The sequence below is a fragment of the Pyramidobacter sp. C12-8 genome, from assembly GCF_002007215.1.
GTDB lineage: Bacteria > Synergistota > Synergistia > Synergistales > Dethiosulfovibrionaceae > Pyramidobacter.
The window spans coordinates 65,241-77,740 of record NZ_MUHX01000002.1 but is presented as its reverse complement, the minus strand read 5'-3'; the positions used below and the strand labels follow the sequence as shown (position 1 = coordinate 77,740).

Annotated in this window: 14 protein-coding genes; 5 read left to right on the top strand and 9 right to left on the bottom strand. The window is 60.8% G+C overall.

What is annotated here, in order from left to right; all coding sequences use genetic code 11:
- The first annotated feature begins 82 nt into the window (after nt 1-82).
- Together B0D78_RS01055 and B0D78_RS01050 are read left to right on the top strand one after the other, a co-directional pair.
- Entirely contained in the window at nt 83-481 is a 399-nt protein-coding gene (locus B0D78_RS01055) for a hypothetical protein (protein WP_078015134.1), read from the top strand.
- A 20-nt stretch (nt 482-501) separates the two neighbouring features.
- A complete protein-coding gene (locus B0D78_RS01050) occupies nt 502-1,347 on the top strand; it encodes a GNAT family N-acetyltransferase (protein ID WP_078015133.1) in 846 nt (281 codons plus the stop codon).
- A 49-nt stretch (nt 1,348-1,396) separates the two neighbouring features.
- On the opposite strand, the gene B0D78_RS01045 is transcribed toward B0D78_RS01050, so the two are convergent.
- The 9 genes from B0D78_RS01045 to B0D78_RS01005 all read right to left on the bottom strand — a co-directional run bounded on the left by B0D78_RS01045 (nt 1,397) and on the right by B0D78_RS01005 (nt 9,092).
- A complete protein-coding gene (locus tag B0D78_RS01045) occupies nt 1,397-3,082 on the bottom strand; it encodes a sensor histidine kinase (protein WP_078015132.1) in 1,686 nt (561 codons plus the stop codon).
- A gap of 3 nt (nt 3,083-3,085) precedes the next feature.
- Entirely contained in the window at nt 3,086-3,754 is a 669-nt protein-coding gene (locus tag B0D78_RS01040; protein WP_078015131.1) for a winged helix-turn-helix domain-containing protein, read from the bottom strand.
- Nucleotides 3,751-4,407: a phosphate signaling complex protein PhoU gene (phoU, locus tag B0D78_RS01035; RefSeq protein WP_078015130.1), complete on the bottom strand. Its 657-nt coding sequence runs from the start codon at nt 4,405-4,407 to the stop codon at nt 3,751-3,753. The genes B0D78_RS01040 and phoU overlap by 4 nt, the downstream gene beginning before the upstream one ends.
- Nucleotide 4,408: 1 nt before the next feature.
- A complete protein-coding gene (pstB, locus tag B0D78_RS01030) occupies nt 4,409-5,158 on the bottom strand; it encodes a phosphate ABC transporter ATP-binding protein PstB (RefSeq protein ID WP_078015129.1) in 750 nt (249 codons plus the stop codon).
- Entirely contained in the window at nt 5,145-5,975 is an 831-nt protein-coding gene (gene pstA, locus B0D78_RS01025) for a phosphate ABC transporter permease PstA (protein WP_205948236.1), read from the bottom strand. Before pstA ends, pstB begins: the two co-directional genes overlap by 14 nt.
- Entirely contained in the window at nt 5,972-6,823 is an 852-nt protein-coding gene (pstC, locus tag B0D78_RS01020) for a phosphate ABC transporter permease subunit PstC (RefSeq protein WP_078015128.1), read from the bottom strand. Before pstC ends, pstA begins: the two co-directional genes overlap by 4 nt.
- 4 nt (nt 6,824-6,827) lie before the next feature.
- The gene (locus B0D78_RS01015; protein WP_078015127.1) at nt 6,828-7,685 is read right to left on the bottom strand and encodes a substrate-binding domain-containing protein; all 858 of its coding nucleotides are present in this window, start codon (nt 7,683-7,685) and stop codon (nt 6,828-6,830) included.
- Between the two features lie 256 nt (nt 7,686-7,941).
- On the bottom strand, nt 7,942-8,508 hold the full coding sequence (locus tag B0D78_RS01010) for a chromate transporter (RefSeq protein ID WP_199674628.1): 567 nt from the start codon (nt 8,506-8,508) through the stop codon (nt 7,942-7,944).
- On the bottom strand, nt 8,505-9,092 hold the full coding sequence (locus B0D78_RS01005; RefSeq protein WP_078015126.1) for a chromate transporter: 588 nt from the start codon (nt 9,090-9,092) through the stop codon (nt 8,505-8,507). The genes B0D78_RS01010 and B0D78_RS01005 overlap by 4 nt, the downstream gene beginning before the upstream one ends.
- 287 nt (nt 9,093-9,379) lie before the next feature.
- Here B0D78_RS01005 and B0D78_RS01000 point away from each other — a divergent pair, with 287 nt between their 5' ends.
- From B0D78_RS01000 to B0D78_RS00995, 3 genes are all read left to right on the top strand, one after another.
- Nucleotides 9,380-10,417: a 3-oxoacyl-ACP synthase III family protein gene (locus B0D78_RS01000; RefSeq protein WP_078015125.1), complete on the top strand. Its 1,038-nt coding sequence runs from the start codon at nt 9,380-9,382 to the stop codon at nt 10,415-10,417.
- Nucleotides 10,418-10,795: 378 nt separating this feature from the next.
- Nucleotides 10,796-10,924, top strand: a complete 129-nt coding sequence (locus B0D78_RS13460) for a hypothetical protein (RefSeq protein WP_255415953.1) — start codon at nt 10,796-10,798, stop codon at nt 10,922-10,924.
- 78 nt (nt 10,925-11,002) lie between these two features.
- Nucleotides 11,003-12,163 (top strand): sodium ion-translocating decarboxylase subunit beta, encoded by a 1,161-nt coding sequence (locus B0D78_RS00995; RefSeq protein ID WP_078015124.1) that lies wholly within the window; start codon nt 11,003-11,005, stop codon nt 12,161-12,163.
- Nucleotides 12,164-12,500: the final 337 nt, after the last annotated feature.

Below are 12,500 nucleotides of genomic sequence, written 5' to 3'. Positions count from 1 at the left end.
AAATTTTACGGCGAAAACGGTTTGCGCACGCGCGCTCTTTTCTGTACAATAAACCCAGTTTTTGCGAAGGGATGAGCGCACCATGAGAAAGAGCGTGTTCCTGATGGCCGTCGCGGGCGTTTTCATGGGCTTCGGGTGGCGCGCCGACCACGCCGTGAAAATGCGGAAAATGGAAAACGTCGAAACGGTCGCGGCGCGGTACGTGGCGGAGCGCGCCGGACGGAAGGACTTCTTCGTCGTGGATTTGCGCGGCGCGTCTCCGGGGGGCGGACAGACGGCGGCTTACGAAGTCTTTCTGACGCCGGCTCAGCTCGAAAGCTCCGATGCCGCCGCGCGGCTCAAACGCGCGGGGATCACTTCCGACGCCGAGATCGTACTGCGCGGCGGCTCGGAGGAGCAGACCGCCGCCGCGGCGAAACGGCTTCTGACGCTGCTGAACTGGAACTCGCTGGTCGTGAAAAGACTGGCGACGGAGCCGTAAAAAAGAAAGGGAGCGGCCGGATGAGGATGACGCGCGGCGAAACGGAGATCATGCCGTTCCGGGCGGGCGACGAGCGCGAGATCCCCGCTCTGGTACGGTCGGTGTACGGAGAAAACTATGACCGGCGCTTTTACGAGCCGTCGGCGATCGCGCGCATGGTCGACGACGGTCTGTTCCTCGTCGCGGCGCGCCGGGGCGGACGCCTTGCGGGCATGACGGGATTCCGCGCCGAAGGAAGTTCCAACTGTCGGCTGTTCCGCACCTACCGCCGCATGGTCGCGCCCGAAGCGCGCGGGCTGGGGCTGGCGCGCGCCATGGAGGAACTGGGCGAACGGCTGCTGTTCGAACGGGATCTGGCCGACGCCGTTTACGCCCAGATCGAAGCGAACAGTCCGTCCAACCGGTTGCTGGCCGGGGGCGGATTCGCGCTGACGGCGGCGGAACCGGCCGCGGAGGCGCGCGCCGCCCAGACCTTTTTGTTCAAAGAGTTGGAGCCCGTTCGCGGCGGACTGAACGAAAACGGCTCGCTGACCGCGGCGTATGCGGCGGCAGACGGCGCGCTGACACAAAGGATCGACGCCGCCCGCGTCGGGCGCGGACTGTTCGACGCTCTCGAACGGCTGTGCCGCGAAGGCAAAACGTTGGAGCTTTTTATGCCGCCGCCGAGCGCGGAAGATCGCGAGAGGCTGCGCGCCCTCGGATTTTTCCGCTGCGGCGTCGCGCGCCGCTGGAGGCCGGACGGCGACAGCGAGATCTTCATGAAAGTCTTCGCGCGCGCCGAGCTGCCCGCCCCGCCGCTGCGGGACGAACGGACTCTGGCGCTGTGGGAAGCCGTGCGCCGCGGCATGGAACGCGCCGTTTTATAAAAAAGCGAATGGAGAAGCCGGACGCTCCGGCTTCCCCATTCGCTTTTTCCTAGGCGAACCCGTGAAATTCTTTGTCGAAAATCACGGTGAAACGGCTGCCCGAACCGGGCGTGCTGGTCAGCTCCACGGACGCGCCGTGAACCGCGGCGGCGTGTTTGACGATGGCCAGCCCCAGGCCGGTGCCGCCGGTTTCCTTGCTGTGGCTCTTGTCCACGCGGTAGAAACGCTCGAAGACGCGATCCTGATGTTCCGGCGGGATGCCGATGCCCGTGTCCTGCACGGTCAGCGCGACGTTTTCGTTCCCTTCGGCAACGTCGACGAGAACGGAGCCTCCCTCTCTGTTGTACTTGACGGCGTTTTCGATCAGGTTGAACGCCATCTCGTCGAGCAGGGGACGAATGCCCCAAACGCAGGCATGACAGCCTGTCAGTTCGATCAGCACGTTTCGCGCTTCGGCCGAAGGGGCGAGTCGCGACAAAATTTTTTCGCAGAGCTCGAAGAGGTCGACGTTTTCTCGGGGCGGCAGAGCCGCTTTCTCGTCGAGCTTCGACAGCTCCATGATGTCGTTGACCAGCGCGATCAGGCGGCTGGCTTCGCCGTGGATTTTTTCGGCGAAGCCGCGCAGGTCTTCCGGTTTGGCGAGTCCCGAGGCCATGATTTCGGAGTAACCGGCGATGGATGTGAGCGGCGTGCGCAGTTCGTGCGACACGTTGGCGGTGAATTCCCGGCGCTGTCGTTCCGCCTGCTGGCGGGCCGTGACGTCGAGCAGCAGCACGACCATGCCCGCTTGTTTTTGTTCGCCGGCGACGGTCACGGGCGTGGAGAGAAGACGATAAACGCGGCCGTTGACCTCGAGCAGCGCTTCGCCGCTGCGCCCCGCCTGCGCGGCCTGAACGACGCTGTGCAGTTCGGCGCTGCGGCTGACGAGGAGGATATTCTGACCGACGTATTGAGCGGGATCGACCGCGAAAATTCTCGCGGCGCTACGATTGATGGCCAGCACCGTTCCTTCTTTGTCGATGTGGAGCAGCCCTTCGCGCATGTTTTCCGTGATGGCGGCCAGTTCGCGGCGTTGGTTTTCCAGTTCGTCAAGCTGGCTGCGCAGCGTCTCGTTCTGATTTTCAAGGCGGAGCAGAAGCGGCGTCAGCTCGTCGTAAGCGTCGTTTTCCAGCGGCTCGGCGAGGTTGAGCTGGCTGATCGGAGCGGTGATGCCGCGGGCCAGAGCGCGCGAAAGAAACAGCGCCAGCAGCGCGGTCAGGGCTGCGGCGAGAGAAAGCGGCAACATGAGACGGCGCGCCAGTCCGGCGATCGTGCCGCGGGTGACGGCGACGCGCAGAATACGCCCGTCGTCCAAGCGGACGGCGCAGTAATGCGTTTTTTCCGTGAGCGTGTTTGAATAGCGATAGCTTTCGCCGCGGCCGTCGCGAAGCGCTTCCTGTACCTCGGGGCGGGCGCGGTGATTTTCCATTGCGCCGCTGGGCGCGTGATTGTCGTAAAGGACCTGCCCGTCGGCGGAGATGAGCGTGACGCGGCGGCTGTCGGGCAGCGCGCTCAGATATTCTTCGGCGTTGCGCAGAAGCGGCAGCGTCGCGGCCGCGGATCGGGCTTCGGCGCGGAGCTCTTCGGCCGCGCGCGCGTCGATGCTTTTGTAGGAGGCCCGGGCCGTAAACAGCCCGACGATGAAGACTGCGGCCAGCGCGGTGAGAAAAATGCTCCAAAAAATTCGCCGCTGCATTCGTCAACCTCCCAGTTTGTATCCCACGCCGCGCACCGTCTGGATCAGCGCAGCGCAGTCGCCGAGTTTGCCGCGCAGCGTCTGGACGTGCACGTCCACGGTGCGCGTGCCGCCCTCGTAACTGTAATCCCAGTTGCGTTCCAGAAGCTGTTCGCGCGTGAAGGCCACGCCGGGATGCCGCATCAGCAGTTCCAGCAGGGTGAATTCTTTCAACGTCAGCGCGACCGGGCGGCCGCCGGCCGTAACTTCGTGGCGCCGGCTGTCCAGTTTCAGCGCGCCGCAGCTGAGGACGGATGCGTCCTTTTCTCCGCCTGCCGCACGGAGGCGGGCTTTGACCCGCGCCACCAGCTCCATCATGCCGAAAGGTTTGGCGATGTAATCGTCGGCGCCCAGGTCGAGTCCCCGCACCTTATCGTATTCGGAACCTTTGGCGGTGACCATGACCGTCGGGACGCTTTTCAGCGAAGCGTCCTGACGGATGCGTTTGAGGATGCTCAGGCCGTCCTCGCGCGGCAGCATGATGTCGAGCAGGATCAGATCGGGCTTCCGTTCGGCGCAGGCGGCGTAGAACGCCTGACTTTCCGCAAAGCCGCGGGCTTCGAGCCCCGTCTGGTTGAGCGTGTAGACCACCAGTTCGCGGATGCCCGAATCATCTTCAACGTAATAGATCATTCTTTCTCTCCGTTTTTATGGACGCCCGTGAGGGAGAACTCCACCCATTCGGCGATGTTTTGCGCGTGGTCGCCGATCCGCTCGAAATACTTGGCGATCATGAGCAGGTCGATGGCCTGCTCGCTGCAGGAGGCGTCTTTGCGGATCAGTTCCACCAGCTCGTTCTTGACGATGCGGAAAAGTTCGTCGACCAGATCGTCGAGCTCGAAGATGCTCTTCGTTTTTTCGAGATCTTTCTGCACGAAGGCGTCGATGCTGCCGGTAACCATTTCGATGGTCCTGGCGGCCATCTGCGGCAAATGAATCAGCGGTTTGATGTAACTCTGCCCGCGCAGGCGCAGGATGATTTCCGCGATATCCGCCGCCTGGTCGCCGATGCGTTCCAGATCGGTGATCATTTTCAGCGCCGCGGAGATCAGACGCAGATCTCCGGCGACGGGCTGCTGTTCGAGCAGGAGTTTGAGACAGAGCGACTCGACGGCGCGCTCCTGAGAATCGATTTCCCGTTCAAGCTCGATCGCCCCTCTGGCGGCGTTCTCGTCCTGCTCGGACAGCGCCCGGACGGCGCTTTCGATCGCCTGTTCCGTCAGGGCTCCCATTTCCAGCAGATTGTTGTTGAGCTGGTTCAGCTGCTTGTCAAATCGGCTTCTCATTTTAACCAAACCTTCCCGTAATGTAATCTTCGGTCCGCTTGTCCCGAGGATTGGAAAAGAGGCGATCGGTCTCGTCGTACTCGACGATCTCTCCGAGCAGGAAAAACGCCGTTGTGTCCGAGACGCGCGCCGCCTGCTGCATGTTGTGCGTCACCATGACGATCGTGTATTTTTCCTTCAGCGTCGTGACGAGATCTTCGATCCTGGCTGTGGAAAGCGGGTCGAGGGCGCTGGTGGACTCGTCCATCAGCAGCACCTCCGGTTCCACCGCCAAAGCCCGGGCGATGCAGAGGCGCTGCTGCTGGCCGCCGGAAAGGCCAAGCGCGCTGGATCTGAGACGGTCTTTCAGTTCGTCCCAGATGGCGGCGTCGCGGAGGGATTTCTCGACCACGGCTTCGAGGCGGGCGCGGCTGCGAACGCCGTGAGTGCGCGGCCCGTAGGCGACGTTGTCGAAAACGCTCATCGGAAAAGGGTTGGGCTTTTGAAAGACCATGCCCACGCGCTTGCGCAGCGTCGTCGTCTCCATTGTATCGTAAATATCCTCGCCGTCGAGAAGCACTTTGCCGGTGATTCGGCAGCCTTCAACCAGATCGTTCATACGGTTTAAAGTTTTCATCAGCGTGCTCTTGCCGCAGCCGGAAGGGCCGATGAACGCCGTGATCCGACGTTCGGGAATGGAAAGGGAAACGTTTTTCAGCGCGTGGAATTTATCATAATGCAGATTGAGATTTTCGACGTCAAACCGAGCCATGGACGAATCTCCTTGCTGCAAAAGAGGACAATGCGTTGATGCCGGCGGTGATGATCAGCAGCATAACGGCGGTGGCATAAGTCTGGTTCATGTACAAACCTTCGCTGGACAACGTGTACATGTGTACGGCGAGCGTGCGCGACGAATCGAAAACGCTGCAGGCAACCTCGGCGACTGTACCCGCCGTGTAAATCAGCGCCGCCGTCTCGCCGACGATGCGTCCGATGCTGAGAATAACGCCGGCGAGAATTCCGGGAACAGCCGACGGAAGCACGACGCAAAACACCGTGCGCAGACGTCCCGCGCCGAGACCGAAGCTGGCCTCGCGATAACTGTCGGGCACGGCCCGCAGCGCTTCTTCCGCCGTGCGCATGACCAGCGGCAGAATCATCATCGCCAGCGTCATCGCTCCCGCCAGCAGCGAGATGCCCATGCGGCAGGCCGTGACGAAAAAGAGCAGCCCGAACAGCCCGTAAATAATGGAGGGGATGCCCGACAGCGTTTCCGCCGTGATGCGAACCGCTTTCACGAAAAAGCGCCCGCGCGCGGCGTACTCCGCCAGGTAGATAGCGGCTCCAAGACCGGCCGGAACGGCGGCGAGAAGCGCCAGCAGCGTCATTGACAGCGTGTTGATCAGCGCCGGCGTCAACGAAACGTTGACGGAATCGTACTTCCATGCGAAAAGATCCGGTGTCAGGTGTGGGACGCCGTGGCGCAGGATATCCGCGACGATGACCAGCAGCACGGCGACGGTAAAGAGCGAGGCGGCGTAAACGAGGCATTTCGTCAGCAGCGATTTCAAGCGGTTTATTGTCACGCCTGTGACCTCCTTCGCAGCAGGGAAAAGGTGAGATTGACGGTCAGAATGAACGCGAAAAGCACGACACCCGTCGCGATCAGCGCCTCGCGGTGCAGGTCGGCGGCGTAACCCATTTCCATGACGATGTTGCTCGTCAGCGTGCGTACGCCGCGGAACAGGCTTGTGGGGATCACGGCGCGGTTGCCGGCGACCATCATGACTGCCATAGCCTCGCCGACGGCGCGTCCGACGCCGAGGATCATCGCCGCGATCACGCCGGAACGGGCGGCGCGAAGCACGACGCTGAACACGGCGCGTTCGTGGGTGGCCCCGAGCGCCAGCGCTCCCTCGTAATAACTCTGGGGCACGGCGTTCAGGGCCGCCTCGCTGACGGCGATAATCGTCGGCAGGATCATGATGCCCAGAAGCAGCGCCGCCGCCAGCAAACTTGAACCGCTGCCGCCGAAATACCGGCGGATCAGCGGTACGATCGTCGTTACGCCCCAGAATCCGTACACGACCGACGGGATTCCCGCCAGCAGCGAGACGGCCGGACGCAGGATGCGCGTCATGCGCGGCGAGGCGAAACGCGACAGATAGACGGCCGTCAATAAACCGGCGGGAGCGCCGATAAGCAGCGCTCCCGCGGTGACGTACAGCGATCCGAGAATCATGGGCAGGATTCCGTAGATATCGTTTCCCGGCCGCCAGCGAGTTCCCGAAAGGAACTCCCAGACGCCGATCTTCATTATTCCGGGAATGCCGCCCGCGAAGAGGAAGACGCAGATCAGCGCTACGGCGATTACCGACGCCGTCGCCGCCGCGGCGAAAATCCACTTCGCAGCGTTCTCTTTGGCCTGAGTCATCGTTTTATTTCAAAGCTTCCCAGTTTTCGGTTTTGCCCGTATAGATATCGCGAACCTGTTCCACGGTCAGCCCCTCCAGCTCGTTGGCCTTGTTGACGATCACGGCGATGCCGTCCATAGCGATCACGATCGGAGTCAGGCCGGCTTTCAGCTCGCTTTCCTTGAGGCCGCGCGAAGCCATGCCGAGGTCGCAGATGCCGGAGATGGCCGAGGTCATGCCGGTCGTGGAGTCGCTCATCTGCACTTCGATCTCGGCGGCGGGGTTCACAAGCAGATAGGCTTCCTTGAGCTTTTCCATGATTGGCGTGATGCTGGACGAACCGGCGACGACCACCTTGCCCACAACGCGCTTGGCGGCGAAAGGAACCGCTTTTTCATTGACGGCGATATAGCCGTTATCGGCGACGACTTTCTGCCCCTGAGCGCTCATGATGAAGTTGAGGAAAGCTTGCGCGGCGGGGCGGAGCTGTCCTTTCGCAGCGACGTTGAACGGACGCGCGATCTTGTAATCGCCCGTGCGGATATTTTCGACCGTAGCCGCCGCGCCGCCGATGGCCAGAGCTTTTACATCCGCTTTTTTGAGCGAGCCCATCGACGCGTAGCCGATGGCGCTGGGATTGCCGGCCACCATCGTCATCATGACCGAGGTGCTGTTGGTGATGTCGGCGTTGTCGGTCGTCATGTCGACCTTTTTGCCGCCGGCGTCTTTCTGCTGCACGCCGAAGAGCTCGATGAACGCTCCTCGCGTGCCGGATCCTTCTTCGCGGGAAATGACGCTGATCTCGCTTTTCGTTGCGGCAAACGCCGCCGCGCAGCTTACGCTCATAGCCAGAACAACTGCCGCCACTTTCTTTCCACTCATTTTTTATCTCCTCTTTCCTTTCGATTTTGTGCCTCGAGGATAACGCCGTTTTGTCAGGGGAAAATATTGGGCACGTAAAGAGATTGTAAAATCGTTTACGTCTCTTTCGCGAAAGCGGATGGCGTGAGAAGACACCGAAAGGACAAAAGGCCGTTCGCGCACCGGGACGATTTCCCGGCGTGCGAACGGCCTTTTCAGCGGGACGTTTTTAAGCGCGCGTCACGTGTCTCTCAAGCGAGAGCAGTTTTTCGAAAGGTTACGCCGCGGCGAGCGACGTCATGCCGAGGGCGTAAAGGACGACGGCCAGCAGCGCCATGCCGAACAGCAGAATCTGCGGATACTTGCGCAGGAACGGCACGGCGAAGTAGAGCGCGGCGCTCAGTCCCGCAAAGGCCCAGAGCTCGCGGCGATGGAGCACGGGCAGCGCCACCGTCCACAGCGCCACGGCCAGCAGCCCTACCACGACGGGGCGCATGGCGACGCGGATGCGGTCGACCCAGAGACGCGCCGTGCCGGAAGCGTTCTCGAAGATCCACACCAGCGCCATCACCACCAGCAGCGGCGCGACGACGACGGCCACCGTGCCGGTGATGGAGCCGGCGAGACCGGCAAAACGGTATCCCAGGAGCGTGGCCGAATTGAGAATGATGGGGCCGGGCGTCATCTGCGCGAGCGCGACGGTCTCGCTGAACACGCCGGCTGTCAGCCAGGCTCTTTCGGTGACGAAGACCTCGTAAAGGAACGGCAGCGACGCCAGGCCGCCGCCGAAGGTGAGCAGACTGACCTTGGCGAAGATGAAAAACAGGACGATCAGATCCGTCATGCCTTTTCCCCTTCTTTCTCGAGAAGCAGGTTGACGATCAGCGTGACGATCGTGCCGCCGATCAGTCCCCACACCGCGGAGACCTTGAAGACCAGCACCGCGGCGGCGACCAGCAGGCAGATGACCGTGTCCTTGACGCTGACGAGAGCGTTCTTCTTGCCCAGCTTCCAGACGATGGCCCCGAGCACGACCACCAGGGCGGCCGTGGCGCCGCTGAAGAACGCGGAAATGTAGCCCGAGCCCATGTGCGCCAGCAGCCAGCTGGAGAGCACGAGAATAGCGATGAAGGGCGGCAGCGCCATGCCAAACACGGCCGCCGCCGCGCCGGCGGGGCCGCCGAGCGCCAGCCCCGCCTGGTAGGACATGCTGATGCCCATCGCGCCGGGGGCGGCCAGCGAAAGCGCCAGCATGTCGGCCGTTTTTTCTTCGGGGACGACTCCCGTGCGGTTCACCGCTTCCTGGATCAGGCCGATGAGCACGGCGCCGCCGCCGAGCGTAAAGGCGCTGATCTTGAAGATCATCATGAAGATCGAAAAAAGCCCGAGCTTCTTTTCTTCTGCCTGTCCTTCTATCCGTGATTCCACCGTAGGACGCCTCTTTTCTCGAAATTGGAAACGCCGCGGGAAAAACGGCGAATTCGTATGGCCAGAACGGTAGCAGAATTGTCGTGCCCTGTCAATGAAAATGTTTCTCTTGTGCCGCGGTACGAAACTGGGGATCCGTGCCGACGAAAGAGTCTCGGTTGGATTATGTAATTAAGATGGCGTTGCGAAATGCCCCCGCATCAGTTAAAATTTATTACTAGCCATTAAAACCAAGTCATAAAGTCTGTGCGGCGGAAACGTTTTATGATAGAGGAGGAAGTGAGCGTATGAACAGAGGTATGTCAATCGGAGGGATTTCCTGGTGCCTGCCGGAACGGTTCGAGACCAACGAGGATCTGGTCAGGGAATTCGGCACGTGGACGCCCGAAAAAATTTATAAGAAAACCGGCATCGTCAGGCGCCATATTGCCGACGCCGACAAGCCGGTGTCCCACTATCTGGCCTTGGCGGGCGAGAAGTTCTTTGCCGAACATCCGGCAGTTTCCCGCGACAGCATCGACATGCTGGTGGTCTGCTGCGAGGCCCGCGATTACATCGCGCCTGCCACTGCGTGCGTGGTTCATCACAAGCTGGGGCTGCGGAAAAGCTGCGGCGCCGTGGACTACGAACTGGGCTGTTCCGGTTACGTGTACGGCCTTTCCATCGCCAAGGGCTGTATCGCTGCCGGAATTGCCGACCGCGTGCTGCTGATCACCGGCGATCAGGTGACGCGCTATGTCAACAAGCAGGACAAGGCGATCCGCACCATTTTCGGCGACGGCTATACGGCGACGCTCCTGGAAGTCAGCGGGCGCGATCGCGTCACCGGTTTCGATCTCGGGACCGACGGCTCGGGGCTTCGTGATATCATCATCGAAGCGGGGGAGACGGCGCTGCCCCGTTCGGAAAGCACGGCCGCAGAGCGGGTGAACCGCTTCGGCAATGCGCATAGCCAGGAAAATGTGCTCATGGACGGCCGCAAGGTGCTCGAGTTCTCCTTGAGAGAAGTTCCCGGTTCGGTGCAGCGTTGCCTGGAGCGCGCCGGCGTCAGAAAAGAGGATCTTGACCTGATCGTTTTCCATCAAGCGTCCCGGCTTCTGCTGGAGCAAGTGCGCGACGAAATGCGGTTCCCCGAGGACAAGTTCGTGATCAACCTTGAAGACAAGGGGAACACGGTCTCTTCGACGATTCCGATCGCGCTGGGGGAATGCGCGGAGCAGGGGCGGCTGAAAGCGGGCATGAAGGTCCTGTTGTCCGGTTTCGGCGTTGGCTTATCGTGGGGAACGGTGTTGGTGGAGTGGGGGACGGATGACGGCGCAAAATAGCCGGCGAAAATCGTCGAGGCAGCGCCCAGTAAACCATGGTAATGCTTTTTATCAAGAAATAGTATAAATTCGAGGCGACGCATTGTATGGCGTCGCCGTTCATGACGAAAAGACGGCGCCTCGTTTTCCCGGGGGCCGCCTTTTTTGTTTTTGAGGCCGCAGCGCAGAACGAGAACGCCGGCGCCGGCCTAAGCATCTTTTATCGGGACTTGAAAATTTGTGAAATTTTTCTGCTGGCGTTTAACTTCTCTTAGCCTTTTTTGTCTTGACGCTGAACCTTTTTTCCGTTATTCTTATTCGCATCGTGTCTATGTTGAAGTTTTTTAATAGCTTGTATTTATTGGTATCCAATAGTTTATTCTTTTGGAGGTGAACGGAATGGTCTTTGACGGCATGAGCGGGGCTACGGCTCTCTCGGCGATCGCGTTCAGCGTGGTGTTTCTCGTGCTCGCGGGACTGACCGGCGTGATTTACGCGATGCGTATCGTCAGCACCGGCCGCAAGTAAAGGCTTGCGGAGGGCGTAAAACGGTTTAAAGCGGCTCGAACCGCATCATCTTACGATTTTCCCAAGGAGGAAAAAATTATGAGCGTTGTTTCTGAAGCGTTTGCCCGCATTGTCGGCGAATCCGGCTTTGCGGGACTGACGGGCGGCAACATTGTCATGTTGCTGGTGGCGTTTGCCTTGCTGTACTTGGCCATTGGCCGCGGCTTTGAACCGTTGCTGCTGATCCCCATCGCGTTCGGCTGCCTTCTGGCCAACCTGCCTCTGTCGGGCATCACCTCCGGGCCCGTGCTCGATGCGCTGGGCAACGAGACCCAGGCCGGCGGGTTCCTGTATTACATGTCCTTCGGCACGGTCAAGGAGATCTATCCCGTCATCATCTTCATGGGCATCGGCGCCATGACCGACTTTACCCCGCTTCTGGCCAACCCCATCACGTTCCTCCTCGGGGCCGCCGCCCAGCTGGGCGTTTTCATCGCGCTGTTCGGAGCCATGATGCTGGGCTTCAACGTGCAGGAAGCCGCTTCGATCGCCATTATCGGCGGCGCCGACGGGCCGACCAGCATTTATCTGTGTTCGAAACTGGCGCCGCAGATTCTCGGCGCCGTGGCCGTGGCTTCATACAGCTACATGTCGCTGGTGCCCCTGATCCAGCCTCCGATCATCAAGCTGTGCACCAGCAAAGCCGACCGTGCCATCACGATGGACAAGCTTCGTCCCGTCAGCAAGCTCGAAAGGATCATGTTCCCCATCGTCGTCACCGTCGTCACCGGGCTGATCCTGCCCATGTCGGTGCCTCTCGTCGGTATCCTCATGTTCGGTAACCTGATTCGCGAATGCGGCTGTGCCGACCGTCTCAGCGACACGGCTCAGAACGCGATCATGAACACCACCACGATCTTCCTGTCGCTGACCGTCGGCGCCACGATGGAAGCCGATAAGTTCCTGACTCTCGGCACGATCAAGATCATCGTCCTCGGACTGGTCGCCTTCATGGCCAGCACGGCCGGCGGTTGCGGCTTCGGCCAGCTTCTCAAGATCCTCAGCGGCGGCAAGATCAACCCGATGATCGGCGCTGCCGGCGTATCCGCCGTTCCCATGGCGGCCCGCGTCGTTCAGGTGGTCTGCCAGAAGGAGAACCCCGGCCATTTCCTGCTGATGCACGCCATGGGACCCAACGTGGCCGGCGTCATCGGCACGGCCGTCGCCGCGGCCGTCATGCTGACGCTGTTGTCTCACTGAGTTCTACGATCTGCACAAAATCCTCTCGTTCGCGAACGAGAGGATTTTTTGTGGACTGTCAATCCGTTTCCGGAGCCATGGTCGGGAACGCCGTCTTTCCCCGTAGAAAAGGCGGCCGACGGTAGGGCAAGACAGCGCGGCGCCAAAGCACAGAAGTTTGCTGTGCGCTTTCATGGGATGTCTTCCCTTCCGTTGGAAACGATTTGTTTGGTATCATGGAGAAAAAGGTTTTTATGCGATTCGAGGTGTACAATGTCAACGTGCGACGTCGCCGTTTCTGAAGGGCGGCGACGGTCTGCAGGTTATCCTGCCGCCACGGGCGTGCAGGCATTTTTCT